Below are 26,356 nucleotides of genomic sequence, written 5' to 3' on the forward strand. Positions count from 1 at the left end.
ATGATGGTTCGCATGCTTCACGTGCTGATATTGCGCTATTCCGGCTCGCCGATTGACGCCACGCCCCATGTTGACGGACATGTTGCCTACCTGGAACGCCACCATTCCCATGGTTTCTTCCTGCTCTCAGGACAGACCGAACCGGTTGAGGATGGCGGCGTGATCCTGGCCCGGGGCGATCGTGCCCGTGTTGAACGGATCGCCGCAGAGGACCCCTTCGTTCGCCACGGGATAGCGACCTACGAGATCATCTCCGTGCTGCCGGGACGTATGCATCCGAAGCTGACGGAATGGTTCGTTGAATCGGTGGATCCGGTAGTTGGAAGTGACGAGACCCGCCGACAGTGGGTGCCCGAGCAGTACCGTCGGCTTCGGGCCAGTGCTCCAGACCTCGCCGACTCGCTGGAAGGTCGGCCGCTTGAACCGGTGTTGCAGCGTGCGGGTTCCGCGGTGCTCAGCCGTTTGAACTCCGGATCGACCGGGCTGACCGCACTGGCGCGGCGGTGCGCGGCCGGGCTGCGCCAACGGGACTGGGTCGGGGACGACGTTCTCGCCGAAGAACTGGAGCGGGCCCTGGGGGACAAGCCAGGGGAGGGTGAACTGGCCCCTACCCCCGTGGACTTGGAGATGCTCGTCGAAGCCCTGGATACCGACCCCGCCGAGGGTGCGGGCTCCTTCGACCCGCTGACCGGTGAAGTCCTGTTGGGCGTGCTGTCCTTCGGTGACTTCGAGGACGAGGACGAGGACCTCGACGAGACGGTCGAAGAGCGGCGGATCGAGATCGTTCCCGGAAGCCGGGAGGTCTACCTGGACATGGTGGACTTCGCAGAGACGGTCGCGGACCCTCAACTGCGGGGGCGGCTGCGGAGAGCACTGGACGGGCGAGGGGCGTTCCGCAGGTTCAAGGACACGATCCACGACGAGGGAGGGGATCAGTTGTCCGCATGGACGGTCATCGGTGAGGAGCGTGCACTGGGGCGTGCCCGGCAATGGCTGGCCGAACACGGCTACCGCCCTCAGGAGTGAGGCACTGCTGGCCGACGGGTGTGGGTCAACTTCACCCGAGCCCTGAAGGGCCGGGCTTGGAGGTAACGCCCAACTGGCTGCTGGGATGGGCTCCTCCGTCCAGACACCCCGTTACGGGGTGGCCGGGACGCGTGACTCACGCCCCGCATTCCACACGGTCTGGCCTCGGTGGCCGATCACGGGGGAAGCATTCCGGTCGGCGTGGGCAACGACCCCGCACCCCCGGCAGATTAAGCGGGCCTGGCCGACCCGGTTGGCCTTCTCGATGTGGTGGCACTCGGCGCATTCCTGGCTCGTGTACGCCGGATCGACGTACACCAGCGGGACGCCAGCGCGGCGGGCCTTGTACTCAAGGAACTGGCCGAGCTGGGCGAAGGCCCATGAGTGGAGCGTGACCCGTTGGGGCTTCCTCAGCCGTACCCTCTGCCGGATACCGCCCAGATCTTCCAGGGCCAGACCCTTCGAGGTGCGTTCAGCCTCGGTCACGATCTTCTTCGAGATGATGGGGTTGACGTTCGCGGCGTGCCTCGCCTCTTTGCGGGCGCGGGTCTTCAGGAGCCGCTTCGCGCTCTTGGTGCGCTTCTTCTGGAGCTTGGCCCGTAGGTCGAGCTGCCGCTTGCGGTGCCGGTTCAGGCCCCGTCCTGCGGCCCGATAGCCGGTGGAGGTGGTGGCGATGTTGGTGATGCCCAGGTCCACGCCGATAAAGCCGTCCGGAGCGTACTGCCCGGCTTCGGCAACCTCGCAGGTGGCGATGAGAAACCACCTACCGTCGCGGTGGACGAGGTCGCTTTCGCCCTTGCGGTGCTCTGCGAGGAGCTTGCGGGCCTGCTCGGAGCAGGCGAAGGGCACCCCGCGTATGCGCCCGGACGTGGTCCAAATACTTACGGTCTGTTCGTCCACCTGCCAGGAGAGGCAGCGATCGTCATAGGGCTGGGCAGCGTCGCCTGCAAACGTGATGGGCTTCGCTTGGGCCTTGCGGCGCCGCTTCGACCCCGGCTTGCCGAGGTTTCCGGCCCCGATGTTGGCCTTCAGCGTCGAGTACGCGTCGGCGACCTTGCGCAGGACGTGCAGCGCGGGCTGAGCTGACAGGCCCCGTCCTTTCAGGTCGAGGTAGGCCAAGCCCTGCAATGCCTTGCGGGAGGTCTGGCCTTGCGCGTGTGCTTGGCTCGAGAGCCAGTTCGCCGCGTCGTTGGCCGTGCGCAGGGTGTGCTCAAGAGCCGAGGCCACCTCGGGCTTCGGCATGGCGCACCTGCACGACGATCTTCATACGAGCACTATAGCATCGTGTCTATGTCACCTAGATGGGAACCAAATCCCGATATCCGCCGTGGTCGTAGCGTCGTTTATACCCTGCACGCGCATCTGGTCTTCGTCCCGAAGTACCGGCGCGCAGTCTTCACCGACCAGATCCTGGCCAGGTGTGAGGAGATCATGAGGCAGGTGTGTACCAAGGCAAAGGTGGAGCTGCGCGAGTTCAACGGCGAGCGCGATCACGTCCACCTGCTCATCCACTACCCGCCGCAGGTCAAGCTGTCCACGCTCGTCGGCTCGCTCAAGGGTGTCTCCGCCCACTACCTGCGCAAGGAGTACGCCGACCACATCAAGCGGTACCTGTGGGGCGAGCGCTTGTGGTCCCCCTCGTACTTCGCCGCGTCCGCGGGCGGCGCACCGCTGGCCGTGGTGCAGGAGTACATCGAGAGCCAGAAGCGGCCTGGCTGAGGTGGACCGTGCAGACCCGTGCTTGGGTGCGGGTTGCCCCTATCCAGAGAAGCCATTCCTCCCGAGCCCTCAAGGGCCGGGATTCCTGGCTAGATCAGGTTGAAGACCCGGCGTCCCGCCTCGCAACTGCGTCGAAGGCCGTGAGTTCGAGGCCGGTACGGATATGCGCGACACCCAGGACCGTGCGCGGGGTTGTCTGACCAGGCCTTGGCCGTCAGCGGGTGAAGCGTTCGAGAGGACCGGTGTCCAGGACGACCCCGGTGCCCGGGACCGGGACGGCCTCGCCGTAGGGATGGGCACTGCGATCCAGGTACTGGCCCTGGACGGGACGGCTGTGGACCACGACCGCGTTGGCGTCGCGGTCCACGAGCAGGTAGACGCCGATGACCGTCGCCGCGAAGGCGGCGGGCATCTCGACGCGGTTCCGGGCGTGGGTGTCGGCGTCCCACGAGGTCACTTCGACGACGGCGAGGACGCCTTCGGGGTCGGCCCACTCACCCGCATCGTCGAAATGGCCGACCGGAACGAGAACGCCGTCGGGTCGGGACCGCCCTTTGCGGTAGCTATCGACTTTGAGCCCCAGTCCGCTGGTGATCAGGTCGAGGTCGGGGCGATGCGCCACGAACTCGCGCATCAGCCACGCGAGAATTCCGGCGTGCGCTCCGTCGGTCACCCTGTGGACCCAGACCTTCCCGTTGAACATCTCCATCCGCACGCGGTCGGCCTCGAACGCCTGCTCGGCGAGGTGCTCGAACAGCTCGGGGCGCATCGGGCGTTTCGGAGTCTCCTGCGGTGGGTGGTGTTCGGCGATGGTTATGAGGCTCCTTGCGCGGTGCCAGAGGTGATGCCGACGGCCCGGGCGACGATGTCGCCGCGAACCCGTCCTTCAATGTAGGCGTGTGCGAAGGGATCCCGCAGGACGAGCGGAGACGGACGTCCAAAGGCATCACACAAGGCGGAGAAGTTTCGCATTTCGGGTCTGCGGGTTTTGCCGATGCTCTCGCATGTGCGGATTTGAGGGAAACCCCGGCGAACTCCTGTTCGTTCCGCTAACTTGAATCCCGACAAGAAAAAACCCGACCGGGTGCGTCAACACCTGGCCGGGTTGTGGCCGACGCCTGCATCAACAGGTTTGTCGACTGAGCCACCTAAACCCTCTCAACAAGAAAGGCGACTCGTCATGGAGTCTACCGCCTCGAACCTCTCCAGCGCATCCGAAACCCCGAATCCGGCCAGGTTCTCTGCGCCCCGCAAGCGTCCCCAGGGTGCGTTCAAGGGGGTCGGGTTCATCCTGGCGAACTGGGTGCAGCGGATGCACCGTGCTGGTCTGATCCCCACGCTACGCTCCCTGTCAGCACTCATGGCCATCTCCGACGCGGTCGACGTGGACGGCCGCTGGTGCTTCTTTCTCCTGGAGAACCTGGCCGGACGCTCCGGCGGAACCCTCAGCGTCAGCAGCCTCAAGCGCGCCATCGATGACCTGGCCGCGGCAGGTGTGGTCCGTAAACTGACCCGTTCGGAGACCCTCGACTTCTTCGCCGAGGACATCAACCGCGGCCGCTCCGTTTACCAACTGCCGTGCGTGCTGGAACTCCTCGTCCCGGCTGAGGACTATCCCGAATTGGTGCTCGCCGAGATCAACGCCTGCCGCGAGGAGCTGGGGGAGGAGCCCCTCACCGCGCACAACCGGCCCCCGCTGACTCGGCGCTGGACCCGAGCCCACCTGATCTCTCGGAGGATGCCCCGGCCTTCAGGCCGGGGAGGAATCCGCTCTCCCGCGTAGCGGGTCAGGTCAAGCCGATTCGCTGCCAGGCGAACCGGCGCCTCCCAGCGCGGTCTCCAGCAGGTACACGATCTCTGAGTTGAGTGACCGCCGTTCGTGCTTGGCCTGGTCGGCCAGACGCGCGTGCAGGTCCGCGGGGAGCCGCAGTGTGATGCGCTTGTCCTCATCCATACCTCCACGATAGACGAAAAATGACGTCTGGCCGGTGTGAGATTAGTGTCATGACGACACTGAAGCACGCGGGTGCAGGTGAGGCCGGGATGGCTGAGACGACGGTGGACGGGGTCATAGCCGAGTAGGCCGCACTTGACGGTGAACCTGGGCAAACTGCGCGCAGTGGCGAAGCGGCCGAAGATACAGCAGGACCTGGCGGGTGAACCCTGGAAGACGGGCGACAGCTCCGCTCGGCTGCTGGCGATCCTCATCAGTCGGCCGAAGGAGTTCGAGCGGGGAGATCTGGACGGGTGGGACGTCAACAGGGGGCCGAAGCTCAGAAGCCCACATGAGAATCTACGTCGTAAAGGTGACCTTTCGATTTCAAGTGACCCATGTCACATCCCACTCCTGTCAGGGATCCGGGAGCTGCTCCGTTCAAAGGACACGCGAACGGACAGGAGCACGAACATGCGGCACCGCATCATCGTCCTCGGGGCTGGCTACGCCGGAGCCGCCGCGGCCGGATACCTCGCTCGACACCTGCACCCCGGCGACTTCGAGATCACCGTCGTCAACGCCGAACCCGACTTTGTGGAGCGGATGCGCCTGCACCAGCTGGCCACCGGACAGGAACTGCGCCGGATGGGGCTCGCGGAGATGTTCGCGGGCACCGGGATCCGGCTGAAGGTCGCGCGGGTCAGCGCGGTCGACGCCGACCAACGCCTGGTCACCGTAGACGGGCACCAGGGCACCGAACGGCTGTCGTACGACACCCTGCTGTACACGCTGGGCAGCACCACCGCGGACGGCGACGTCCCAGGGGTGCGCGACCACGCCTTCCACATCGCCGAGCGAGCCCCCGCCCTGCGGTTGCGGCAGCGCCTGGACCAGCTGGACGATCAGGGCCGGGTTCTGGTCGTGGGCGGCAACCTGACCGGTATCGAGGCCGCCACCGAGATCGCCGAATCCCGGCCCGACCTTCAGGTCTCGCTCGCCACCAGCGGCGAGGCGGGCGGCTGGCTGGGCGAGAAGGCCCGCCGCCACCTGCTGAAAGCCTTCGACCGGCTGGGCATCGAGCTCCACGAGCATGCCCGTATCGATCGGGTCGAAGAGGGCAAGGCCGTCGCGGCCGACGGCAACGTACTCGACACCGACGTCACGGTGTGGGCGGGCGGATTCGCCGTCCACCCCCTCGCCGCCGCGAGCGGACTCCACGTGGAGGACAACGGCCAGATCATCGTGGACCGGCTGATGCGCTCGGTCTCGCACCCGCAGGTCTACGCCGCCGGCGACAGCGCCCACGCCATCGGGAACAACGGCGCGCCGCTACCGATGTCCTGCGCCACGGCGGGATTCACCAGGCTGCAGGCCACAGCCGCGATCATCGGTGACCTGACCGGCCACCGGACCGCCAAGGTCCCGCTCGGCTACTTCGGCAACTGCGTCAGCCTGGGACAGAAGGACGCGCTCTTCCAGGTGGTCGACGGCCAGGCACGCTCGAAGTCCTGGGCGATGCGCGGTTGGCCCGCCACCAGGTTCAAGAACTTCGTGCTCAGAACCGTCGCCTGGACCATGGGCCACCCGACCTTCGGACTGCCCACGCGCAAGCGCCGGCTGTCGGACGAGTCCTTCCGCACCGGGAAGGTGGTCGCCGACTAACGTGGCCTTCGTGGACACCGTCGCAGTGGAGCGCTTCGAGGCCAACCGGGACCGGCTGGCCTCGTTGGCCTACCGCCTCCTCGGATCGGCCGCCGATGCCGAGGACACGGTGCAGGACGCCTACCTGCGCTGGCAGGCGGCCGACCCCGGGCACATCGAGGTGCCCGAGGCCTGGCTGACCAAGGTGGTCACCAACCTGGCCCTGGACCGCCTGCGGTCGGCGAACGCGCGGCGCGAACGCGCGGTCGGCGACTGGCTTCCCGAACCGCTCCTGGACGGCGACCCGATGCTGGGCCCGGCCGAGACCGTCGAACAGCGCGAGTCGGTGACCCTGGCGGTGCTGCTGCTTATGGAACGCCTGACCCCGGTGGAGCGGGCGGTCTACGTTCTGCGGGAGGCCTTCTCCTACACGCACGCCGAGGTCGCCGAGATCCTCGACATCAGCGAGTCCGCCAGCCAGCAGCACGCCCACCGTGCCCGGCGCCGTGTCGCGGCCGACGGCAGGTCCGGGAAGACCGACCAGGCTGCGGCCCGACGCGTGGTGGAGGCGTTCGTCGACGCTGCCTCCTCCGGTCAGACCGAACGGCTGGTGGCGCTGCTGACCGATGACGCCACCGTGACCGGCGACGCCGCGGGACTCGATGGGAAAGTGCGGCGGCGCTCGGGGGCGGAGAAGGCCGCCGCCTTCCTGCGGGCCGGTTTCAAACCCACCCCCGCGAAGCGGAAACTGGTCGGCGGCTCCCCGTCGATCCACGCTGCCGTGGTCAACGGATCCCCCGCCATGGTCGCGGCCCTGGGCGACCGGGTCCTGGGTGTGGTGGCTTTCGCGGCCCGGGACGGAAGGATCGCGGACGTGGTCGGTGTCGCCTCCCAGGACAGGCTCGAGCGCTTCGCCGAGTCGTGGCGGCAGAGCGAGCAAGATGACCCCGTCATGGAGTCCTGGTGACGGACGCAGAAGGGGCAGCTCCCTGGAAGGGGCCGCCTACGAGTCTTGGCCGCGCTCCAGGCGTTCACTGGACCAGCGCTCCACCGCGCGGCCCTGGCTGTCCTGGAAACCGGCCACGGTCTCCTCGGGGTCGACCAGTATGATCCGGTGTCCGGCGTCGATGAGCTTGGCCGCCATCGCCGCCGACGTCCGGCGGGCCACCGGCAGCACCTCGTCCACGCGGCTCATGTCGAACACCACGAGGCCGGTGTTGGGCGGGTTCTCGATGAGCTCGTGGGTCAGCGCCTCGATACTGCTCAGCACCATGTCGCCCTGGAGCACGTAGACGGTCGCGGGACGGCCCTCGACCTGCACCGCGCGGGTCTCGCGCAGCGACGAGCGCGCCGGCCGGCCCGCCTCCATCAGGTGCAGGCCCAGATCCTCCGACAGCTTCTCCATCATGACCACGCCCCGGGCGCTGTTGCCGTGGGCGTCCAGGCGGGGCGAGAACGCGGCCACGCCCACCTGGCCCGGCAGCACCCCGATGATGCCTCCGGCGACCCCGCTCTTGGCGGGGATGCCGACGCTGGTCAGCCAGTCGCCAGCGGCGTCGTACATACCGCACGAGGCCATCACGCTGAGCAGGTGCCTGGTGTTGCGCCTGCTGAACAGCCGTAGCCCGGTGTTGGGCTGGACCCCGCCGTTGGCCAGGGTCGCCGCCATGAGCGCGAGGTCGCGCACGGTCACCGACGCCGAGCACTGGCGGATGTAGCCCTCCACGGCCGCGGCCGGGTCGTGGTCCAGCCTGCCCGAGGCGTGCAGCAGGTAGGCGAGGCCGAGGTTGCGGTCACCCGTGGCGAGCTCGGATGCGGCCAGCGCCTCGTCGATCCCGACCGGCCGCTGGGCGAGCTGGGAGAACAGTGCGAGTACCCGGTCCACGGCGGGCTCGTCGTCCCGCCTGATGAGCGCGTGGGTGGCGATCGCCCCCGCGTTGATCATGGGATTGCGGGGCTTGCCGGTCTCCGGGTCCAACGACAGTTCGTTGAAGGCCTCCCCGCTGGGCTCGACGCCGATGCGGTCCAGGACGTCGTCGAGTCCGCGGTCTTCGACCGCGAGCGCGTAGGCGAAGGGCTTGGACATCGACTGGATGCTGAACCGGTGGTCGGCGTCCCCGCTGGCGTACACGGTGCCGTTGACGGTGCACAGCGCGACCGCGGCCCGGTCGGGGTCCGCGGCTGCGAGTTCGGGGATGTAGTCGGCCAGGGCCCCGGAGCCGACGTGGCCCGTACCGGCGATGATGCCGTCGAGGTAGTCGAGGATCGGTGAGCGCATCAGGGTTCCCCCGTCTCGGGATCGGTGCCGCCGCGCGCCAGGGCCCGCCCGGGTCGCTCCCGCCCGGGGCGGGGATACCGCCTGGTCACACAGCGGGCACCAGAGTAGCCGCGCGGGCCGCGGACGGCCCGGCTGACATGCGCTCGCTCCCCGTCCGGCGGGCTCAGCCGCCGATACCCGCCGCGCGGGCCTCACGCCAGTTCTCCCGGGAGTCCTCGCGCGTGACGAAGCCCGAGCGCAGGTTGTCCTGCTCGACGCGCACCACCTGGGAGAGGTAGGAGCCGCGGTCCGGGTACCGCTCGGCCAGCTCCTGCTCGCCGTAGGGCTCATGGGATCCGAACAGGTAGCAGAAGGCGCTCTCGGGGTTGGCGGCGTCGTTGACGCCGGTGTTCAGCGCGGTGGGCACTTCCAGCTGGGAGAGCCGGATCCCGCCGAGGGCGTGCCCGTCCTCGGCACGCCGGACGTCGTCGGTCGCGCTCCGCTCGATCGGCTCGGCGGACGGCGGCAGCGTCCCGTCGGCGGCCCAGTCCCGCAGGTGGTCGTAGGAGGCGTTGAGCGGGTGCTGCAGCGGAACCCGGCTGAACGGCGGTTCGGTGCAGTCGAACTCGTCCTGGCCGCCCAGGTCGCGCTCCTCCAGGTCCTCCCGGGCCTCCCTGCCCTCCCAGCCCGAGTGCGCCGCACCGGCCACCTCCCACTGGCGGTAGGTGTCGGTGTCCTGGCGGGGAGCGGTGCCGATCACGTCGGTCTCCGCCAGCACGTGGAAGACCGGTTCGGGCCGGTCGCCCTCGGGGGCGGTGCCGACCATGAACCCGTAGCCGTCGAAGACCGGTTCGGTGTGGGGGAGGACCTCGTCGTAGTAGACGGTCATCCGGCTGGCCGACTGGGAGGCGCCGATCGCCAGGACCTGTTCGTACTCGAGTCCGCTGGCCAGGGGGCCGCCCCCGGGAACCCGCAGTGCCTGGGCCGCCTGCGTGAACACGTCGTAGGAGAGCTGGTCGTCGTCGACCGCCCCGCCGTCGGTGACGTCCAGGTCGCCGTAGCGTGCCGGGCTCCACTCGGCCAGCTGGGACACCCCCACGTGCTGAGCAGAGACCCCCACCCACGTGTAGCCCGAACGCATGATGTGGTCGGCGCTGGGCGCCCACAGCGCGTCGAGGTCGTTGCCCGCGGTCACGTTCTGCCACTCGACCAGGGCGGTCGCGTTGGAGTCCCGCTCCTGGGCGGGGCGGCGCACCACCACCCGGGTCCGGTAGGGGTGCTCGGAGGCAACGGCGCCGTCGGAGTAGTTGTTGGCGGTGCCGGAGACCAGGAACTCCTCCTCGACGTAGCCGTACGCCTCCAGGTCGGCGTCGGTTGCGAAGAACGGGTAGGTGTCCTCGATGTCGTCGGACTCGGGGTCGCCGGGCGCGCTTCCCGGCAGCGGGCCCTCCACGTCCGGTGCCGGCACGGGGACGAGTTCGTCCGGGGCCGGTGCGGCCGAGACCGTCGAGGCCGTCATCGCGAGTCCGAGACCGAGGGCGACCGCCCCCATGACCTGTCGGGGTGCTGCCATGACGACCACCTTTTCCTTCCGGTGCGCGGGAGCCCCCTCCGGTGGGTGGGAGCGCGCCCGTTTACTCCTGGCGAGGTGAACGTACAGCGGCCCGAAAACCCCCACAACGGGGGCTGTGGCGGGGGAGCACAACACTGGTCGTTTCCCTGATCCCCCGCGTCCTGCTCTCCCGTTTCCGTGATCCCCGGCCGCACCGGACACCCTCTGCTGACCGCGCGCCCCGGATGGCGCGCGCTCAATCCACGTGCGCCGGGCCGGGCGACGACCAGTGCTCGTGCAGCAGGGCGATCTGCTCCGGCAGGACCCGCGCCACGGACAACTCCGGCAGGTCCTCCATGGCGAACCACCCCACCTCGCTGGTCTCGGCGCTGGTGAAGGCGGCATCGAGCTCGGCCAGGGGCTCGCACACGAACAGGAGCTTGTAGATGTGCCGATCGTAGACGGGTACGTGCGGCCACCGGTGGCGGTCGAGGACCCCCGCGAGATGGATCGCGCGCACCGGCAGGCCGGCCTCCTCCTTGGTCTCGCGCTCGATCGCCTCCCTGGGGCTCTCGAGGATGTCGCACCAGCCGCCGGGCAGGGTCCACCGGCCCCTGTCGGAGACCTCGCGGACGAGGAGCACCCGGCCGGACGGGTCGAAGACACCCGCGCGCACGTCGAGTTTGGGGGTGGTGTAGCCGGCGCTGGCGGCGACGTCGGGCTCGTAGGCCGGGAGGTCGTCGCGCGCCACCGTCTGCATCAGGTCGCGGGCCAGTGCGCCGATGCGGTGGAAGCGCTCGATGTCGAACCCGTCGGTGCAGTAGGCGAGCCCCGACTCCGACTGTGCGGTGAGTTCCATGGCTATGCGCCGGATCTCTTCGGTGGAATGTGTGGTTGCCATGTTCCCGACCCTAGGGAGCGCTGGCCGTGCTCGGCATGGGGCGGAGGAACGACCGATGAATCCGCGGCCTGAGTCCGGTGGCCGCCGCGTTCAGTAGTCGAGTGCCGATTCCGGCGGCAGGCCGTGGAGCCGGCCTCGTGCCCGCATGCGCCGCAGGTGGACTTGGCGGCTGAGTCGGATAAGGGGCCGGATGAGCAATTCCACGCTGCCCGCCAGGAAGCACCACGTTCCGAGGGTCATCTGGTCCGGGAAGAAGAACAGGATGCTGCCCGCGATGAACCACAGCGCGATGAGGAGGTCGTTGGCGATGCTCACCGCCTCGTAGCGCTGCCGGACGACCAGTTCGTGGTGGCCGATCCGCATGACCAGGGGGCGCTCAGGTTTGTGCTCGGCCATGGTGGCAGCCCTCCGAGGGTCCGTTCTCGTGCATCCACCACCATCCTCCTCTCCCGGGGCCCGCCGTACCGGAAACGGGACCGCTGTCGGCGCGTTGACCAGGCCGGTCGGTAGGCTGTCCCGGATGACGAGGTGGGGGAGTGGCGGGCAAGGCGACCGGGACGAGGGCACGGTGCGCGAGGCGGTCGCGCCTCCGTCACGGGCACGGGCCGCCATCGTCTCCGTGGCCGCCGCCGTGAGCACCGCGGCCGCCGTCGCCGCCGCGTGGATCATGATCGGCCCGACGGGCTTCGTCTTCGCCTGGATCGCGCACTTCATGCTGATGGCCGGGGTCTCCGTGGCCCTCGACGCTCGCAGCGGGCCGCTCCAACACGCGTGGTTCCGCGTACGCCGCTGGGAAGTCCCCTTGTACGGGAGGCTCGGCGCGCGCCTGTACGGGCGAGTCCTGGGCGCGGTCGGGTGGAACAGGGTTGTTGAACGCGGCCGCGGGTTCGACGGCACACGGGCAGGGCTGACCGGCCTCGACCAGCACACCCGGAGCTCGGAGGCCGGGCACCTGCTGTGCCTGGCGGTCGCCTTGGCCCTGGCCGCGGCCGCCGTATCCATGGGCTCCTGGACGGGTGCCCTGTGGCTGCTGGGCTTAGGGGTCCTCCTGCACGTGTACCCGGTCATGCTCCAAAGGCTGCTCCGCGTGCGGATCCAGGTCCTGACTGGGCGCACGGGCCGCGCATCATAATCTACGACGTAAAGGTGGTCGTGCTGGTGGTGCCGTTCCACCAGTTCTCATCCCCCATCAGTTCAGCTGTGCCCCAGGGCCCGGAGCAGATAGGGGAGCAGCCGTTCGGCGATATCGCTACCCGGGCTGGTCTCGGGGTCGCCGCTTGCCTGCGCCGGAACGAGGAAGGTGTGGCTGACCATCGGGCCGATGACCATCTCCGCCACGACCAGTGGATCGTCCACCGGCGGGATCTCCTCTCTCTGCACGCCTCTCTCCAACAGGGCGAGGACCCGTTCCTGCAGGGGGAGCACGAAGTGCTCGAACAGTACGTCGGCCAGCGCACGGTTGTGGGCGGCTTCCCCGAGCACGGCGCGCAGTAGGCGGCCCGAAGAGCCTTCCAGTGCGGTGGCCTTGTCGTGCAGGAGCCTGCCCAGGTCCGAGCGGAGGGAGCCGGTGTCGGCATCGGGGCCCAGGTTCTCGGCCCAAGCCTGTGCGGCCCCCACGACCAGGTGTTCCTTGGACCGCCAGCGGCGGTAGAGGGTGGCTGTGGAGACCCCGGCCCGGCGGGCCACGGCGGCGGTGGTCAGGCCGCTGTAGCCGTGCAGCTGGAGTTCGGCGAGGGTGGCGTCCATCAGCGCGCGGTCCCGGCTCACGTCCCGCGGCCGGCCCCGGTTGGGTGCCTTTGCGGTGGTGTCCGGCAGATGGTCCGTCGTCATGGGTGAATCTTATGCCAGTTCACCTATTGGAAACGAAACATTTTCGTTTAGCATTGTGGCATGGCCAACACCCAGACTCCTGAACCCCTGACTCTGACCACCGAGATCCCGCCGATCGTCGCGAAGCTGCGCGCCACCTTCGACAGCGGCCGCACCAAGCCGCTCTCCTGGCGCCGCGCCCAGCTGCGCGCCCTGCGGCGCATGCTCACCGAGGAGCGCACCACCCTGGAGAGCGCACTCAAGACCGACCTGGGCAAATCCGCCGTGGAGGCCCACACCACCGAGATCGGGTTCGTGGTCAACGAGATCGACCACACGCTCAAGAACCTGGCCTCCTGGTTGCGCCCGCAGCGCGTGTCCGTGCCGATGAGCCTGGCCCCGGCCAAAGCCCGCCGAGTGCGCGAACCCCTGGGCACCGTGCTGATCGTCAGCCCCTGGAACTACCCGATCAACCTGGCCCTGTCCCCTCTGGTCGGTGCGATCGCCGCTGGCAACAGCGCCGTCGTCAAGCCCAGCGAGATCTCCCCGGCGACCTCGAGCGCGCTGGCCGACCTGATCCCGCGCTACCTGGACAGCGAGGCGGTCGCCGTGGTGGAGGGCGGCATCGCGGAAAGCACCGCCCTGCTGGAAGAACGCTTCGACCACATCTTCTACACCGGGAACTCGGCGGTGGCGCGCATCGTCATGTCCGCCGCGGTCAAGCACCTGACGCCGGTGACCCTGGAACTGGGCGGCAAGAGCCCGGCGGTCGTCGAACCGGGTGTCGACCTGGCCACCACGGCCCGCCGACTCGCGTGGGGCAAGTACACCAACGCGGGCCAGACCTGCGTGGCGCCCGACTACGTGCTCGCCGTCGGGGACACCGCCGAGGAGCTCCAGAAGGAGCTGGCCGAAGCCATCAGTGAGATGTTCGGCTCCGACCCCGCGCAGAGCGCTGACTACGGGCGCATCATCAACGAGCGCCACTTCGACCGGCTCAGCGCGCTGCTGGAGAGCGGCGACGTGGTCGCGGGCGGCCGGACCAACCGCGAGAACCTCTACATCGCGCCCACCGTGCTCGGCAACGTCCAGCCGGACACCCCGGTGATGGCGGAGGAGATCTTCGGGCCGATCCTGCCGGTCGTGCGGGTCCCGGACCTGGACGCGGCGATCAGGTTCGTCAACGAGCGCGACAAGCCCCTGGCCCTGTACGGCTTCACCAACTCCGAAGCCACCAAGCGCCGACTGACCACCGAGACCTCCTCGGGCGGCCTGGGCTTCGGCCTGCCGATCGCCCACCTGGCCGTGCCGGACCTGCCCTTCGGCGGGGTGGGGGAGAGCGGTATGGGCGCCTACCACTCGGCGGCGTCCATCGACACCTTCTCCCACACCAAGTCCGTCCTGGACAAGTCCCTGCTGATGGACACCATGCGGGTGGCCTACGCACCCATCACCCAGGTCAAGGAGAAGATCCTGCGGACGATGCTCTGACGGGGGCCCAGCAGGACTCCGCCTACTTGGACCGGGCGTCGGTGTAGGCCGTGCCCGGTTCGAGTTCGTCGTCGAACAGGTCGCTGACCGTCACGAACTCGTAGTCCTCGTCCTCCAGCTCCTCCAGGACGTCGGGGATGGCGTCGACGCTGGTCTCGTGGATGTCGTGGAACAGGACGACGCTGCCGTCGGAGGTCTCGTCCAAGGTGACGTCGAGGATCTTGTCGCTGTCACGGCTCTGCCAGTCCAAGGTGTCCACGTCCCACAGCAGCACGGGGTGGTCGACGGCGTCGCGGGCGGTGTCGTCGAGCGCCCCGTACGGCGGACGCATGGTCAGGGGGGCCTCGCCGGTGACCTCGCTGATGGCCTCGTCGGTGCGGTCGAGGTCCTCCCCGATCTCCTCGGCGGAGAGCGTGGTCAGGTCGGCGTGGTCCCAGGTGTGGTTGCCGACCTCGTGGCCGTCCTCGGCCATGCGCTCCACCTCATCGGTGAAGCCGCCCACGTTGGAGCCCAGCACGTAGAAGGTGGCCTTGGCGTCGTGCTCGTCGAGCATGTCGAGCAGCTCGTCGGTGTACTGGCCGGGGCCGTCGTCGAAGGTCAGTGCCACACACTTGTCCTCGGTGCAGTCCGGGGCCTCGTCGGCGGGTCCGGCCGCAGCGGGTGCCGCAGGCCCCACGACCAACCCCGAGGCGATCAGAAGCCCGCCGACCGCAGCGAAACGGGTTTTGTGCATCAAAGAGGTAACGTTCACGCGTTGAAATGTATGCGACCCGGGCGAGTAGGGCAAAGATAAGGCCAGGTCAGGACCTTGGAGTGAGTAAGGACTCTTTACGGTGGCCCAGGAATGGACCCCGTCGGCCCCGACCTGGCAGGGGATGGGAGAGGTCGGCGGGTGGTGGTTGTGTTCTAGGCGGCCTTGACCCGCTTGGCTGCGAGCCGTTCGCTCTTGGGCCAGCGGACCTTGGTGGCCCAGCCGAACTTCTCGAACATCCAGATGACCCGGGCCGAGATGTCGATCTGGCCCTTGAGCACACCGTGGCGGGCGCAGGTCGGGTCGGCGTGGTGCAGGTTGTGCCAGGACTCGCCGAAGGACGGGATGGCCAGCCACCACACGTTGCGGGAGCGGTCGCGGACCTCGAAGTTCTCCTCGCCGATGGTGTGGCAGATGGAGTTGATGGACCAGGTCACGTGCTGTTGTAGCGCCAAGCGGACCAGGCTCGCCCAGAAGAACGCGGTGAACGCGCCCCACCAGGACATGGTGACCAGGCCACCGATGACCGCCGGGGACAGCATGGAGAACAGGAAGACGGTGCCGGCCCATCGGTCGACCGCCACGACGTCCTTGTCCTTGAGCAGGTCCGGTGCGAAACGGCGCAGGGAGGTCTGCCTCCGGTCCAGGTAGATCCAGCCCATGTGCGCGTAGTACAGGCCCTTGGCCACGGACTTCCAGTCGTCGCCGAAGCGCCACGGGGAGTGCGGGTCGCCCTCGGCGTCGGCGTACTTGTGGTGGCGGCGGTGGTCGGCCACCCACTTGATGACACTTCCCTGGAAGGCCATGGTCCCGGCCAGTGCCAAGGCGATCCGGAGCGGGCGCTTGGCCTTGAAGGAACCGTGGGTGAAGTGCCGGTGGAAGCCGACCGTGATGCCCAGGCCGCCGATCAGGTAGTAGACGGCACCGATCGTGATGTCCACCCAGTTCAGAGCCCATCCCCAGGCGAAGGGCACCGCGGCGGCCAATGCCAGCAGCGGGATCAGGGCGTAGCCGAACACGGTGAGCCGCTCCGCGCGGCCGCGTTCCTCCGGATCCAGATCGTGTTCGAGCCCGCTGTCGCTTCGGCGGTCCTCATCCTGCTGGAGGGATGGGCTCTGGGGGGTCGTGGTCATCTCTCACCTCGTGGCTGTGCGCAGTTCTACCTACGGTTGTGTAACTTACGGTACCGAAACCTACGGTATCGTAAGTTGATGCCAGGGATTGAGTGTACGTACGTTCAAACCGAGCGTCAATGCTGACGTGAAGGCCACGGTGGAGAAGAGGAGAGCCGCCCGGCGCTCACCGGGCGGCTCTTCCGGTCAGTCCCTCAGTTCACCTGGGCGTCGGTGTAGACGTCTCCCGGCTCCATGCCCTCCAGCCCGAACAGGTCGCTGACGGTCACGAAGTGGTACCCCTCCCCGTGCAGCCCTTCGAGGATGTCGGGAATGGCGTCGACGCTGGTCTCGTGGATGTCGTGGAACAGGACCACGCTGCCGGGCTTGGTCTCGGTGAGCGCGTGGCCGGCCACTTCGCCGGTGTCGCGGCTCTGCCAGTCCATGGTGTCCACGTCCCACAGGATGATCGGGTGCTTGGTGGCTCCGCGTACGGTTCCGTCCAGCGCGCCGTAGGGCGGGCGCATGGTCAGGGGGTCCTCGCCGGTGACCTCCCTGACGGCCTCGTCGGTGCGGTCCAGGTCAGCGTTCACCTCGTCGGCGGACAGGGTCGTGAGGTCGTCGTGCTTCCAGGTGTGGTTGCCCATCTCGTGGCCGTCGGCGTGGGTGCGCTCCACGACCTCGGGGAACTCACTGACCAGGGACCCCAGCACGTAGAAGGTGGCTTTGGCGTCGTAGCCGTCGAGCATGTCCAAGAGGTCTTCGGTGTGTTCGCCGGGGCCGTCGTCGAAGGTCAGTGCCACACACTTGAGCTGCTCGCAGTCCAAGGTGTGGCCCTCCGCGCTCAGGGACCCGTCGAAGGGGAAGTCCTCGGTGTCGGCGTTGCCGGCGACGGCGGCGCTGCGGGCCTGGTAGCCGAGCTGGGAGAGCACGTCCTCGGCCTCCTCAGGCTCGACCGGCAGGAGGACCTCGTCGACCCGTCCGGCGCCCGGGACCTCGCTGGGGTCCATGCGCACGGCCATGCCGCCGGCGGAGCTGAAGGCCAGGTCGGCCAGTGGAGAGGCCGACCAGCGCTCAGCGGCCTCCCAAGCCTCCTCCGAGTCGGTCAGGTCGGTGTCGCCGGGCTCGGGTGCCCGGTCCGCGGAACCGTCCTCTCCGTCGTCGGCCGAACCGTCGTCCACGTCGCCCGTATCGCCGGTCTCCTCTCCGCCGGTCTCTTCCTCGGGGGGGTCGGAGGCGGCGGCCGAGACGGAGTCGGGGTCGGCCTCGGCTTCGGCGCGCACGGCGACCCCGCCGATCACGCCGGGCAGCTCTTGCAGCGGCATGTCGTAGCCGTCCTGGAGAACGTCCGCGACCGCCAGGTGCGCGGCTTCCAGAGCTTCCTCGTCCTGGAACAGGGAGGTCCACGGCAGCACGTCGTCGCTTGCGGCGGAGTACCAGAACGTGGATGACTCGGTGCCGCTGTCGCGCACGCCCGAGGAGTGGGAGGTGACCCTGGCCCCGAGCACGTCGTCGGAAACGGCGAGGAGGTCCACGTCCTGGGTCAGCTCGGGGCTGCCGCGGTCGGACAGGTTCTCCAGGAACGCCGTCTGGCGCTCGGCCATCGCGGTCCGGGTCGCCATGGTCAGCGGGTGTGACTCGCCCAGGACCGGATACCGGTAGCGCACGGTGCTGTTGTCGGCCTCCACTGAGACGGTGCGGGTCTCCAGCGCCTCGAGGGCGTCCGGTGAGAACTCGATGGTCTCGGCGTAGGGCAGGGCGTTCTCCACAGCGTGACAGCCTGGGATCAGCAGCAGACCCAGGGCGGCGCTGAGGGTGAGATTTCGTCGCAGAGAGGTGACAGCCACGAGGGGACCATATCGGAGCTGTGGCGCCGAAAGATAACCTCAGGGCGATGGTGTGGTTTCTCAGCGTGAGAAAGTGCCCCTTTTGGGGTGCAAAGCGAATTATATCGCGCGCCCCGCGCCCGCGCGTGTCTCACCGTGGCCTTCGCCCGGCCACGGAGGCCACGATGGACCTCACCTGTGCCAGCGCGTCCACGTGCTCGTCCGGCCGCGAGGTCTTGGGCAGGTGCACGTGCCCGGCGGCGGTCTCGGTCCCGGCGCGGTCGCGCAGAAGCGTGTTCCGGTAGGCGATCTCGTTGGACAGGTAGTCGCCGCCGCCCCCGCGCCGCGCTGACGAATCAGGGTTGGGGCCGTGCGGGCGGCGCACGGGTTCGCCGCCGCCGACGGGGACCTCGGTCACCTCGGTGTTGGCCACGACCGTGTAGCGTCCGGCCACCGCCTCCACGATCCGCTCCGCGGGCAGGGAGGAGCGCGTCCACTCCGGTGCCTGGGGGCCGGGCACCGGGGCTCGGCCGGTCCGGGACACCCCCAGGTTGTCCCGGCCGCCTCCCCGCCACACGCCGTTCCAGGTCTCCAGGTCGAACCGGTCGGGGCGGCCTCGGCTCAGAGTGATGACCGCGTCGGCCACCCCGTACTGTCCGGCCAGGGCTTCTTCCACCAGTCCGGCGTCGAAGTCGGCCCAGCGCACCGGGAAGACGGCCGAGCGCACCACGGCGGTGCGCTCCCCCACGGGGAAGGTCCACCCGTTGAGGTCCAGGGCCGAGGCGCCGGACGGGTTGGAGCACTCCAGGTCCTCGTCCAGGCGGAAGGGGTCGAACCCCGTGACCACCACTCGGACCCACCGGTCACCCGGGGGGAAGTCCAGGTCGGTGATGCCGCGGGACGTGGTGTCGAGCAGGTGGATGAGCTCGTCGCGCTCCGCGTCGGACAGGGGGAAGGAGGGCTCCCAGGCGCGCAGACGGGAGGAGAGCACCAGGCGGGTCCAGTACAGGGGGCGGTCGTCGACGGGGCCGCTCCCGGTGCGGGTGGATTCGGTCCACAGTCGGGAGGCGTGCGAGGCGATCGCCTCCCTGGCCTGGCTCAGGTCGGTGCTCGCGCGCAGGTCGGCGGCGAACAGGGGCTCGGCCGCGCTGAATCCGGAGCGGGCCAGGACCAGCCGGGGCTCGGGGAGTTCAGCGCGGTCCTCTTCGGGAGTGGTGTCGTGGTGCACGGGCCAGCTGTCTGGGTTGGGTACGGGCCGTGCGAGTCTAACGTTTCCCACTGACACGCCGGGGCGGGGCCGCGCCACGGTCGGGGTCTGGACGCTGGGGGTGGACCGGGGGCCCCGGAGTTGACAGGGTGAGTGGTGACCGACTCCCCCTCTCAACGGAGAGAGAAACACATGCACAATGGTGCCCTCCCCGACACAGAGGTCCTCGCCGACCGGGCCAGGACCGCTCTGGAACGGTGCGGTGTAACCCATCTGCCCGAACCTCTCGGGGCTCCCGGCGCGGCTCGTACGCCGATCACCGGCCAGGACTTGTTCCCCGTCGAGTTCGACACCCCTGAGTCCACCACGCGTGCCGTGGCGACGGCGCGGGACACCTTCACCTCTGTCTGGCGGGACACCCCCGCCCCGGAGCGCGGACAGCTCGTCTACCGGCTCGGTGAGCTGCTGCGCGAGCACAAGGCCGATCTGGCCGAGCTGGTCACCATCGAGGCGGGCAAGATCCGCTCCGAGGCCTTGGGCGAGGTCCAGGAGATGATCGACATCTGCGACTTCGCCGTGGGCCTTTCCCGGCAGCTCTACGGGCGCACCATGCCCTCCGAGCGGCCCGGGCACCGGCTTATGGAGACCTGGCACCCGCTGGGCGTGGTCGGTGTGATCACCGCCTTCAACTTCCCCGTCGCCGTGTGGTCGTGGAACACCTGCGTGGCACTGGTGTGCGGGAACACCGTCGTGTGGAAGCCCTCGGAACTGACCTCCCTGACCGCGCTGGGCTGCCACGGGCTGCTCATGCGTGCCGCGGCCGAGGTCGGTGCGCCCTCCGACGTCCACCGGGTGGTGCTGGGCGGGGCCGAGGTCGGCGACGTCCTGGTGAGCGACGAGCGGGTGTCGTTGCTGTCGGCCACCGGCTCGACCGCGATGGGCCGGACCGTGGCACCCAAGGTGGCCGCCCGGATGGGCCGCTACCTGTTGGAGCTGGGCGGGAACAACGCCGCTGTGGTGGGCCCCTCCGCGGACCTGGACCTGGTGGTGCGCGGCAGTGTGTTCTCGGCGGCGGGGACCGCCGGGCAGCGCTGCACCACGCTGCGCCGACTGATCGTGCACGAGGACGTGGTCGACGAGGTCACCGAGCGGGTCGTGGACGGCTACAAACAGCTGCGCGAGCGCATCGGGGACCCCTACGAGGAATCGACCCTGGTCGGTCCGCTGGTGGGGGAGCGCGGGCACAAGGCCATGCTTGGCGCCTTGGAAAGGGCCAAGGCCGACGGCGGCGACGTGCTGGTGGGTGGTGAGCGGCGCCTGGAGAAGGACGCCTCGGAGGCCTACTACGTCGAGCCCGCGGTCGTACGGATGCCGGGGCAGACGGAGGTGGTGCGGGAGGAGACCTTCGCGCCGATCCTGTACGTGCTGACCTACCGCACCTTCGATGAGGCGGTGGAACTGCACAACGGGGTGCCGCAGGGCCTGTCGTCGGCGATCTTCACCCAGGACCAGGCCGAGGCCGAGCGTTTCCTGGCCGCGGCCGGGTCCGACTGCGGCATCGTCAACGTCAACATCGGTACCTCCGGCGCGGAGATCGGTGGCGCCTTCGGCGGTGAGAAGGACACCGGCGGGGGCAGGGAGTCGGGTTCGGACTCCTGGAAGGCGTACATGCGCCGGGCGACCAACACCGTCAACTACGGCGGTGAGCTGCCCCTGGCCCAGGGCGTGCGCTTCCTCTGAAACGTCGGGCCCGCGCCGGCTGGCGCGGGCCCGTAACCTCGGGGCCTCCCCCTCCCCGGGGGGCGTTGTGTCCCATATTAGTTGTGTCCAACCATGTTGTGCGCAATTAGTTTCTGGTACAGTGGTGCCGAGCAGCCACGTACAAGAGGGAGGGTCCATGTCAGGTGCCGACGGGGGAAACCCCCTCGCGCTGGACCGGCAGCTGTGCTTCTCCCTCTACACCGCGTCCCGCGCACTGACCGGGCTCTACCGGGAGCTCCTCACCGACCTGGACCTCACCTATCCGCAGTACCTGGTGCTGCTCGTGCTCTGGGAACGGAGCACCCTCCCGGTCAAGGAACTGGGTCGGGCCCTGAGCCTGGACACGGGCACGCTCTCACCACTGCTGCGCCGGATGGAGAGCGCCGGGCTCCTCACCCGCAGACGGGGGCCCGAAGACGAACGCATCGTCCACGTCAGCATCACCGAGCAGGGTGCCAAACTGCGCGACCGGGCCGGGGAGATCCCCGAACGAGTCCTGTGCGCGACCGACCTGCCCCCAGAACGGGTGAAAGACCTGCGCGCGCTGCTCGACCACGTCACCCGTTCGGTGACGGACGCCGTGGAGGGGTCCGCCAAGCGAACCGACCGCGGCGCCGACGCCGGAAGCTGAACCACACCACACCAGCTCAACACGGGGCCCGGCGAACGGTCGGGCCCGAGAGAGGGATCAGTATGGCCTACAACGTTCTCTACACCGCCAACGCCAGCGTCTCCGGCGAGGGCCGCAAGGGCTTCGGGCGGACCGACGACGACCGCCTCTCGGTCGACCTGTCCGTGCCCAAGGGCCTGGGCGGTGACGACGGCCCGGGCACCAACCCCGAGCAGCTCTTCGCCGTCGGTTACGGTGCCTGTTTCCACGGTGCCCTGAAGAACGTCGCCCGCCAGGCCAAGGCCAACGTCGACAGCTCCACCATCGACGCCCAGGTCAGCCTGGGCAAGGGTGACGAGGGCCTGGACATCGCGGTCGAGCTGACCGTCACCATCCCGGGCCTGGAGCAGGCCGAGGCGGAGAAGCTCGTGGCCGACGCCCACCAGATGTGCCCCTACTCCCGCGCCACCCGCGGCAACATCGAGGTCAAGCTGACCACGAAGACCGCCTAGGTCTCCCGCCCGGCGGGACCGCGAACCGAGGGCCGGCCACACCCAGGTGTGGCCGGCCCGACGTGTGCGCGGCCCGCGCCCCACCGCTCCGCGGCCGCGGCCAACCGGTGGTGGCGCACGCACCGCCACCACAAAAACCGGCACTGCCCACACGCCCTACCCCCCACGTCATTCCGCACCCGCAGGTCAGCACCGCACAGGACACCGAACACGGGTCCTGCGACACGAAACGGGGAGGGCCAAAGACCCTCCCCGTGGGATACCGGCACCGCGGCTCCTAAGCAGCGGTGTCCAACAGCAGAAGCCGGTCCAGGATGTCCTGGAGGGTCACCAGACCCACCAGTTCACCCTCCTCCTCGACCAGGGCCAGGTGGCTGCGGCTCTCCCGCATGATGCCCATGGCCGCGTACATCGGCGTGCTCGCGGCCAACGTCAGCACCGGGCGCATCAGGTCGGCGGCGGTGGTCCCGGCTGGGCTCGTGAGCACCTCGCGCACGTGCAGGACACCGATGGGCTCACCGCCCTCCATCACGACCAGCCGCAGGTGCGTGGACTCACGGGAGACGCGCTTGATCTCGTCCAAACCCGCCTCCGGTGCCACCCAAGCGATCTCCGCGCGCGGGGTGACGTGCTCGTGCAGCGGCTGGGAGTTGACCTCCAGCGCCGTGGCCAGCTGGTCGCGGCGCTCCGAGTCCAGTGCGCCCGCCTTGGCCGAGTGCTCGACCAGCTCCCGCACGTCCTCCGGGTTGTGGCCGGTTACCAGCTCGTCCACCGCCTGCACCCCGAAGCGGCGCAGTACCCAGTTGGCCATGCCGTTCAGCATCACGATCGCCGGCCGGGTCGCCCACATGAAGGCCCGCATCGGTATCGCCAGCATGGTCGCGGACTTCTCCGGGTGCGAGATCGCCCAGGACTTGGGGGCCATCTCGCCCACGACCAGGTGCAGGAACGTCACGATGATCAGGGAGAAGGTGAACGCCAGCACGTAGGAGACACCGGTCGGCAGGCCGCCGAACAAGGGCTCCAACAGCTGGTGGAAAGCCGGCTTGGACACCGCTCCCAGGGCCAGCGTGGCCAGGGTGATACCCAGTTGGGAGCCGGCCAGCAGCAGCGACAGGTCTCGGGCACTCTTGAGCGCCGCCCGTGCCGAGGCGCTGCTGTGCGCGGCCTCCTCCAGCCGGTAGCGCCGGGCCGCCACCAAGGCGAACTCGATCGCCACGAAGAAGCCGCTCAGCGCGATGAACACCACGGTCAGCACCATGGCCAACCACACGTTCATGTCACTCATGCCCGCACCTCCCGTGCGCCCTCGTCAGCGGCCTCGTGCAGCCGCAGCTCCACCGTGTGCGGCACGTGCCGCTGGACCGCGTTCACCGTCAGGGTCAGCGCCATGTCGGGGTCGCCGTCATGGGCGCTGGCCGGCCGGGGCAGGGGCAGGTCCACGCGGTCGCCCACACCCGGCAGGCGGTGCAGCTCGTGGATGACCAGACCCCCTATGGTCTCGTAGTCACCCGAGGGTAGGTCGTGGCCGATCAACCGCTCGACCTCGTCGATGTGCAGCGCCCCGGGGACGACGTAGCCGTTCTCCCCGTCCAAGTGCGCGGGGGACTCCTCTTCGGGGGTGTGCTCGTCGGCGATCTCACCGACCAACTCCTCGGCCAGGTCCTCGGTGGTGATGACGCCGGCCAGGCCGCCGTACTCGTCCACCACGCAGGCGAACTCCTCATCGGCCTCGCGGAGCTGGTCCAGCACGCCCGGCAGGGGGAGGGAGGCCGGGACCATGACGGTCGCCCGCGCCACCTCGCTGACTCGGACACCGGACAGGTCGCGGTCGCCCAGCGCGAGCACGTCGCGCAGGCAGATCACGCCCACGATGTCGTCCACGCCGTCGCCCAGGACCGGGAAACGGGAGTGGTCGGAGGCCATGAGTTCCACGACCCGGCTGACCGGTTCGCCCTCCTCCACGGTGGTCACCTCGGGACGCGGGATCATCGCGTGCCCGGCGGTGCGGTCGTGGAAGTCCAGGGTGCGGTCCAGCAGGGTGGACACCTCGGCGGGAAGGTCGCCGGTCTGACGGGATTCAGCGATGATCCGTTCCAGGTCACGCGGGGTCGCCGCGTGCTGGACGTCCTCCACCGGGGTGATCTTCACCAGTTTCAGCAGCCAGATCGCCGCCTGGTCGAACAGCCAGATGACGGGGCCGAAGACCTTGAGGTAGATGCCGGTGGACAGGGCCAGCCAGCGGGCCACCGGCTCGGGACGGGCGATGGCCAGGTTCTTGGCGAAGAGCTCGCCGAACACCATCTGGATGACGGTGGAGAACAGGATGGCCAGGGCGATGCCGATGGCGAGGCCGGTGCCAGCCGGTACACCCGCGACACCGAGAAGTTCACCGACACCCTGGCCGATCATCGGTTCGGCGACGTAACCGACCAGAAGGGTGGTGACCGTGATGCCCAGCTGGGCACCGGAAAGCATGAAGGATGTTCGACTGGTGATGGCCAGGGCGCGTTTGGCGCCGGTGTCACCCGCGGCGGCGCGCGCCTTCAGCCGCGAGCGGTCGACCGCCATGTAGCCGAATTCCTGGGCGACGAAGTATCCCGTCACCACGGTGATCAGAAAGACCACCAGTGCCCCGAAGGCGATACTGAGGACGGTGCTCATCGGGCACGCACCGCCTGGTTCTGCCCGGTGGCAGGGTTCCTACGAAGGTGCGCGCCCTTCACAGAAGGGGGCTCGTCGGAGTCTGGGTCACAGCATCCCTGAGGGATGCTGCTGGTACTTCGAGACGGGTCCACTGTTCCTCTCTCTGCGCTTGCGCGCGTTGGTTATGTGATGGGAGTGGCCTGTGTCAACTCGGAGACGCTGGGAGCCGGGAAAAGATTCCCGCCCGCTCAGCTTTCGACAGGGGCGTCGGTCTCTCCGTCGAGGGTGGCCCACTCGCGGCGGCGGGCCTCGGCGAGGGCGATCGCGGTGGCCACGGCCACGTTCAGCGATCCGACTCGGCCGATCTGGGGAATGTACGTGACGGCGTCCGCGCCCGCCAAGAGGGCGGGGGAGCAGCCGTGGTCCTCGGCACCCACAGCCAGGCACACGTCGGGCTCCAACGGAGCCGCGTGCAGGGGCACCGCACCCTTGGCGAGTTCGACCGCGACCACCTTGAAGCCGTCGGAGCGCGCGGCGTCCAGACCTTCGGCGGTGGTAGCCAGCCTCTGGTGGCCGACCTTGGCGGCGGTGCCCAACGCGGTCTTGCCGACCTTGGGGTCGTCGGGGTCGGCGCTGTTTCCCGTGAGCCAGAGCCGGTCGACCCCGAACGTCGCGCAGGTGCGCAGAATCGACCCCAGGTTGTAGGGCTGGGTGACGGACTCGACGAGAAGGGCCAGACGCCCCTCGGTGCGCCTGCGCCACTGGCGGTTCAGGCGTTTGACGTCCGTGGGACGCAACTGCGTGCTCAACTGCGGTGTGTTCCTCGTGGTGTGGGCCGGGGGTTCCGGCGGTGGTCGGTACAGATTACCGGTCGGGGGTCGCGCGCGCACGCGTGACCTGTGACACGTTGGAAGTCATGTGCCCTGCGACCGGCGCACGGCCAGGACACGGAAGCCCGCGCGGGAGGCCGCCCGCTCGGTCGGCAGGCCTTGGTCCGTGAGCCACTTCTGCAGTGAATCCGATCCGAGGTGGCGCTGGACCACCAAGTGGGCGACGCCTGTGGGGGTGAGGCGGTGGAGCCAGATACGCAGCATCGAGTGCAGCACGATCTTGCCCACGCGGATGGGCGGGTTGGACCAGATCGCGTCGAAGGGTCCCAGCAGGTCCTGGGTCGCGGGTGCGCCCCCGTCACCCTGTTCCACGGCCAAGCCGCCCTCGGGGGAGACCACGGCGAACCTCGTGTGCGCCAGATCGTGCTCGGCGGCGTTGCGGCGGGCCAGGCCCACGGCCCGGGCGTTGACGTCCACGCCGAGGACCTGGGCGTCGGGGGCGCGTGCGGCCATCGTCAGGGAGATGGGCCCGTAACCGCATCCCAGGTCGAGCAGGCGCCCCTCGGCAGGTGGTGCCGGGACGCTCTCCAACAGGACCCGCGTGCCGAGGTCGACCTTGTCGGGTGAGAAGACGCCGCGGTCGGTGTGCAGGCGCAGGTGCAGGTCGGGCAGGACCAAGTCGGCGCTGGAGGGCCGACTGGCGGCGCCTGGATCGGAGTCGAAGTAGTGCTGGGCCACGCCGTGACGCTACCAGGGCCCTTCTGCGGGT

The 26,356-nt window shown here is 69.0% G+C and carries 26 protein-coding genes; 10 read left to right on the forward strand and 16 right to left on the reverse strand.

Annotated elements, in window-relative coordinates; genetic code table 11:
* Nucleotides 1–12: 12 nt before the first annotated feature.
* Nucleotides 13–1,026: a YciI family protein gene (locus ACYVD1_RS03420; RefSeq protein WP_460767544.1), complete on the forward strand. Its 1,014-nt coding sequence runs from the start codon at nt 13–15 to the stop codon at nt 1,024–1,026.
* Nucleotides 1,027–1,137: 111 nt separating this feature from the next.
* Here ACYVD1_RS03420 and ACYVD1_RS03425 read toward each other — a convergent pair whose 3' ends face one another.
* On the reverse strand, nt 1,138–2,268 hold the full coding sequence (locus ACYVD1_RS03425) for an RNA-guided endonuclease InsQ/TnpB family protein (protein WP_460767548.1): 1,131 nt from the start codon (nt 2,266–2,268) through the stop codon (nt 1,138–1,140).
* 48 nt (nt 2,269–2,316) lie between these two features.
* On the opposite strand from ACYVD1_RS03425, the gene tnpA reads away from it, so the two are divergent.
* Entirely contained in the window at nt 2,317–2,745 is a 429-nt protein-coding gene (gene tnpA, locus ACYVD1_RS03430) for an IS200/IS605 family transposase (protein ID WP_460767552.1), read from the forward strand.
* A gap of 214 nt (nt 2,746–2,959) precedes the next feature.
* Here the strand turns inward: tnpA and ACYVD1_RS03435 are convergent, their stop codons facing one another.
* On the reverse strand, nt 2,960–3,514 hold the full coding sequence (locus tag ACYVD1_RS03435; RefSeq protein ID WP_460767555.1) for a Uma2 family endonuclease: 555 nt from the start codon (nt 3,512–3,514) through the stop codon (nt 2,960–2,962).
* Between the two features lie 411 nt (nt 3,515–3,925).
* Between ACYVD1_RS03435 and ACYVD1_RS03440 the strand changes: the two genes are divergently transcribed.
* The gene (locus ACYVD1_RS03440) at nt 3,926–4,528 is read left to right on the forward strand and encodes a hypothetical protein (protein ID WP_460767558.1); all 603 of its coding nucleotides are present in this window, start codon (nt 3,926–3,928) and stop codon (nt 4,526–4,528) included.
* A gap of 9 nt (nt 4,529–4,537) precedes the next feature.
* Here ACYVD1_RS03440 and ACYVD1_RS03445 read toward each other — a convergent pair whose 3' ends face one another.
* The gene (locus ACYVD1_RS03445; RefSeq protein WP_460767561.1) at nt 4,538–4,699 is read right to left on the reverse strand and encodes a toxin-antitoxin system HicB family antitoxin; all 162 of its coding nucleotides are present in this window, start codon (nt 4,697–4,699) and stop codon (nt 4,538–4,540) included.
* Between the two features lie 453 nt (nt 4,700–5,152).
* Between ACYVD1_RS03445 and ACYVD1_RS03450 the strand changes: the two genes are divergently transcribed.
* On the forward strand, nt 5,153–6,343 hold the full coding sequence (locus ACYVD1_RS03450) for an NAD(P)/FAD-dependent oxidoreductase (RefSeq protein ID WP_460767564.1): 1,191 nt from the start codon (nt 5,153–5,155) through the stop codon (nt 6,341–6,343).
* Between the two features lie 10 nt (nt 6,344–6,353).
* The gene (locus ACYVD1_RS03455) at nt 6,354–7,289 is read left to right on the forward strand and encodes a sigma-70 family RNA polymerase sigma factor (protein WP_460767567.1); all 936 of its coding nucleotides are present in this window, start codon (nt 6,354–6,356) and stop codon (nt 7,287–7,289) included.
* Nucleotides 7,290–7,325: 36 nt separating this feature from the next.
* On the opposite strand, the gene glsA is transcribed toward ACYVD1_RS03455, so the two are convergent.
* The 4 genes from glsA to ACYVD1_RS03475 all read right to left on the reverse strand — a co-directional run bounded on the left by glsA (nt 7,326) and on the right by ACYVD1_RS03475 (nt 11,428).
* Nucleotides 7,326–8,600, reverse strand: coding sequence for a glutaminase A (glsA, locus tag ACYVD1_RS03460; RefSeq protein ID WP_460767570.1), 1,275 nt, complete (start codon nt 8,598–8,600; stop codon nt 7,326–7,328).
* A 163-nt stretch (nt 8,601–8,763) separates the two neighbouring features.
* Nucleotides 8,764–10,152 carry an alpha/beta hydrolase domain-containing protein gene (locus ACYVD1_RS03465; RefSeq protein ID WP_460767573.1) on the reverse strand — a complete coding sequence of 463 codons (1,389 nt, stop codon included), beginning with the start codon at nt 10,150–10,152 and terminating at the stop codon, nt 8,764–8,766.
* 235 nt (nt 10,153–10,387) lie between these two features.
* On the reverse strand, nt 10,388–11,032 hold the full coding sequence (locus ACYVD1_RS03470) for an NUDIX hydrolase N-terminal domain-containing protein (RefSeq protein ID WP_460767576.1): 645 nt from the start codon (nt 11,030–11,032) through the stop codon (nt 10,388–10,390).
* A 90-nt stretch (nt 11,033–11,122) separates the two neighbouring features.
* Nucleotides 11,123–11,428 carry a YrhK family protein gene (locus ACYVD1_RS03475; RefSeq protein WP_460767579.1) on the reverse strand — a complete coding sequence of 102 codons (306 nt, stop codon included), beginning with the start codon at nt 11,426–11,428 and terminating at the stop codon, nt 11,123–11,125.
* Between the two features lie 124 nt (nt 11,429–11,552).
* On the opposite strand from ACYVD1_RS03475, the gene ACYVD1_RS03480 reads away from it, so the two are divergent.
* Nucleotides 11,553–12,164, forward strand: a complete 612-nt coding sequence (locus ACYVD1_RS03480; RefSeq protein WP_460767581.1) for a glycosyl-4,4'-diaponeurosporenoate acyltransferase CrtO family protein — start codon at nt 11,553–11,555, stop codon at nt 12,162–12,164.
* 62 nt (nt 12,165–12,226) lie between these two features.
* On the opposite strand, the gene ACYVD1_RS03485 is transcribed toward ACYVD1_RS03480, so the two are convergent.
* Nucleotides 12,227–12,862 (reverse strand): TetR/AcrR family transcriptional regulator, encoded by a 636-nt coding sequence (locus ACYVD1_RS03485; RefSeq protein ID WP_460767584.1) that lies wholly within the window; start codon nt 12,860–12,862, stop codon nt 12,227–12,229.
* A 60-nt stretch (nt 12,863–12,922) separates the two neighbouring features.
* Between ACYVD1_RS03485 and ACYVD1_RS03490 the strand changes: the two genes are divergently transcribed.
* Entirely contained in the window at nt 12,923–14,332 is a 1,410-nt protein-coding gene (locus ACYVD1_RS03490; protein ID WP_460767587.1) for an aldehyde dehydrogenase family protein, read from the forward strand.
* Nucleotides 14,333–14,354: 22 nt separating this feature from the next.
* Here ACYVD1_RS03490 and ACYVD1_RS03495 read toward each other — a convergent pair whose 3' ends face one another.
* The 4 genes from ACYVD1_RS03495 to ACYVD1_RS03510 all read right to left on the reverse strand — a co-directional run bounded on the left by ACYVD1_RS03495 (nt 14,355) and on the right by ACYVD1_RS03510 (nt 19,249).
* A complete protein-coding gene (locus ACYVD1_RS03495; protein WP_460767590.1) occupies nt 14,355–15,083 on the reverse strand; it encodes a polysaccharide deacetylase family protein in 729 nt (242 codons plus the stop codon).
* Nucleotides 15,084–15,238: 155 nt separating this feature from the next.
* Entirely contained in the window at nt 15,239–16,216 is a 978-nt protein-coding gene (locus ACYVD1_RS03500; RefSeq protein ID WP_460767594.1) for an acyl-CoA desaturase, read from the reverse strand.
* A gap of 194 nt (nt 16,217–16,410) precedes the next feature.
* A complete protein-coding gene (locus ACYVD1_RS03505) occupies nt 16,411–18,042 on the reverse strand; it encodes a polysaccharide deacetylase family protein (RefSeq protein ID WP_460767597.1) in 1,632 nt (543 codons plus the stop codon).
* Nucleotides 18,043–18,172: 130 nt separating this feature from the next.
* Complete coding sequence (locus ACYVD1_RS03510) at nt 18,173–19,249, reverse strand: pyroglutamyl peptidase (protein ID WP_460767600.1); 1,077 nt, start codon at nt 19,247–19,249, stop codon at nt 18,173–18,175.
* A gap of 171 nt (nt 19,250–19,420) precedes the next feature.
* Here ACYVD1_RS03510 and amaB point away from each other — a divergent pair, with 171 nt between their 5' ends.
* The 3 genes from amaB to ACYVD1_RS03525 all read left to right on the forward strand — a co-directional run bounded on the left by amaB (nt 19,421) and on the right by ACYVD1_RS03525 (nt 22,111).
* On the forward strand, nt 19,421–20,968 hold the full coding sequence (gene amaB / locus ACYVD1_RS03515) for an L-piperidine-6-carboxylate dehydrogenase (protein WP_460767603.1): 1,548 nt from the start codon (nt 19,421–19,423) through the stop codon (nt 20,966–20,968).
* 157 nt (nt 20,969–21,125) lie between these two features.
* On the forward strand, nt 21,126–21,620 hold the full coding sequence (locus tag ACYVD1_RS03520; RefSeq protein WP_460767606.1) for a MarR family winged helix-turn-helix transcriptional regulator: 495 nt from the start codon (nt 21,126–21,128) through the stop codon (nt 21,618–21,620).
* Nucleotides 21,621–21,682: 62 nt separating this feature from the next.
* The gene (locus tag ACYVD1_RS03525) at nt 21,683–22,111 is read left to right on the forward strand and encodes an organic hydroperoxide resistance protein (RefSeq protein ID WP_460767609.1); all 429 of its coding nucleotides are present in this window, start codon (nt 21,683–21,685) and stop codon (nt 22,109–22,111) included.
* Nucleotides 22,112–22,388: 277 nt separating this feature from the next.
* Here ACYVD1_RS03525 and ACYVD1_RS03530 read toward each other — a convergent pair whose 3' ends face one another.
* The 4 genes from ACYVD1_RS03530 to ACYVD1_RS03545 form a co-directional block, all read right to left on the reverse strand.
* Nucleotides 22,389–23,399 (reverse strand): hemolysin family protein, encoded by a 1,011-nt coding sequence (locus tag ACYVD1_RS03530; protein WP_460767611.1) that lies wholly within the window; start codon nt 23,397–23,399, stop codon nt 22,389–22,391.
* Complete coding sequence (locus ACYVD1_RS03535) at nt 23,396–24,775, reverse strand: hemolysin family protein (protein ID WP_460767614.1); 1,380 nt, start codon at nt 24,773–24,775, stop codon at nt 23,396–23,398. Before ACYVD1_RS03535 ends, ACYVD1_RS03530 begins: the two co-directional genes overlap by 4 nt.
* Nucleotides 24,776–25,005: 230 nt before the next feature.
* Nucleotides 25,006–25,566: a TrmH family RNA methyltransferase gene (locus tag ACYVD1_RS03540; RefSeq protein WP_460767616.1), complete on the reverse strand. Its 561-nt coding sequence runs from the start codon at nt 25,564–25,566 to the stop codon at nt 25,006–25,008.
* 105 nt (nt 25,567–25,671) lie between these two features.
* On the reverse strand, nt 25,672–26,325 hold the full coding sequence (locus tag ACYVD1_RS03545) for a class I SAM-dependent methyltransferase (RefSeq protein WP_460767619.1): 654 nt from the start codon (nt 26,323–26,325) through the stop codon (nt 25,672–25,674).
* Nucleotides 26,326–26,356 lie beyond the last annotated feature (31 nt).

It is taken from the genome of Nocardiopsis nanhaiensis (genome assembly GCF_054778635.1).

Excerpts from the sequence above, each read along its gene's own strand:
- ACYVD1_RS03420 (WP_460767544.1), top strand. The coding sequence starts at position 13 with ATGCTTCACGTGCTGATATTGCGCTATTCCGGCTCGCCGATTGACGCC.
- ACYVD1_RS03425 (WP_460767548.1), bottom strand. The coding sequence starts at position 2,268 with ATGCCGAAGCCCGAGGTGGCCTCGGCTCTTGAGCACACCCTGCGCACG.
- tnpA (WP_460767552.1), top strand. The coding sequence starts at position 2,317 with ATGTCACCTAGATGGGAACCAAATCCCGATATCCGCCGTGGTCGTAGC.
- ACYVD1_RS03435 (WP_460767555.1), bottom strand. The coding sequence starts at position 3,514 with ATGCGCCCCGAGCTGTTCGAGCACCTCGCCGAGCAGGCGTTCGAGGCC.
- ACYVD1_RS03440 (WP_460767558.1), top strand. The coding sequence starts at position 3,926 with ATGGAGTCTACCGCCTCGAACCTCTCCAGCGCATCCGAAACCCCGAAT.
- ACYVD1_RS03445 (WP_460767561.1), bottom strand. The coding sequence starts at position 4,699 with ATGGATGAGGACAAGCGCATCACACTGCGGCTCCCCGCGGACCTGCAC.
- ACYVD1_RS03450 (WP_460767564.1), top strand. The coding sequence starts at position 5,153 with ATGCGGCACCGCATCATCGTCCTCGGGGCTGGCTACGCCGGAGCCGCC.
- glsA (WP_460767570.1), bottom strand. The coding sequence starts at position 8,600 with ATGCGCTCACCGATCCTCGACTACCTCGACGGCATCATCGCCGGTACG.
- ACYVD1_RS03465 (WP_460767573.1), bottom strand. The coding sequence starts at position 10,152 with ATGGCAGCACCCCGACAGGTCATGGGGGCGGTCGCCCTCGGTCTCGGA.
- ACYVD1_RS03470 (WP_460767576.1), bottom strand. The coding sequence starts at position 11,032 with ATGGCAACCACACATTCCACCGAAGAGATCCGGCGCATAGCCATGGAA.
- ACYVD1_RS03475 (WP_460767579.1), bottom strand. The coding sequence starts at position 11,428 with ATGGCCGAGCACAAACCTGAGCGCCCCCTGGTCATGCGGATCGGCCAC.
- ACYVD1_RS03480 (WP_460767581.1), top strand. The coding sequence starts at position 11,553 with ATGACGAGGTGGGGGAGTGGCGGGCAAGGCGACCGGGACGAGGGCACG.
- ACYVD1_RS03485 (WP_460767584.1), bottom strand. The coding sequence starts at position 12,862 with ATGACGACGGACCATCTGCCGGACACCACCGCAAAGGCACCCAACCGG.
- ACYVD1_RS03490 (WP_460767587.1), top strand. The coding sequence starts at position 12,923 with ATGGCCAACACCCAGACTCCTGAACCCCTGACTCTGACCACCGAGATC.
- ACYVD1_RS03500 (WP_460767594.1), bottom strand. The coding sequence starts at position 16,216 with ATGACCACGACCCCCCAGAGCCCATCCCTCCAGCAGGATGAGGACCGC.
- amaB (WP_460767603.1), top strand. The coding sequence starts at position 19,421 with ATGCACAATGGTGCCCTCCCCGACACAGAGGTCCTCGCCGACCGGGCC.
- ACYVD1_RS03520 (WP_460767606.1), top strand. The coding sequence starts at position 21,126 with ATGTCAGGTGCCGACGGGGGAAACCCCCTCGCGCTGGACCGGCAGCTG.
- ACYVD1_RS03525 (WP_460767609.1), top strand. The coding sequence starts at position 21,683 with ATGGCCTACAACGTTCTCTACACCGCCAACGCCAGCGTCTCCGGCGAG.
- ACYVD1_RS03530 (WP_460767611.1), bottom strand. The coding sequence starts at position 23,399 with ATGAGTGACATGAACGTGTGGTTGGCCATGGTGCTGACCGTGGTGTTC.
- ACYVD1_RS03535 (WP_460767614.1), bottom strand. The coding sequence starts at position 24,775 with ATGAGCACCGTCCTCAGTATCGCCTTCGGGGCACTGGTGGTCTTTCTG.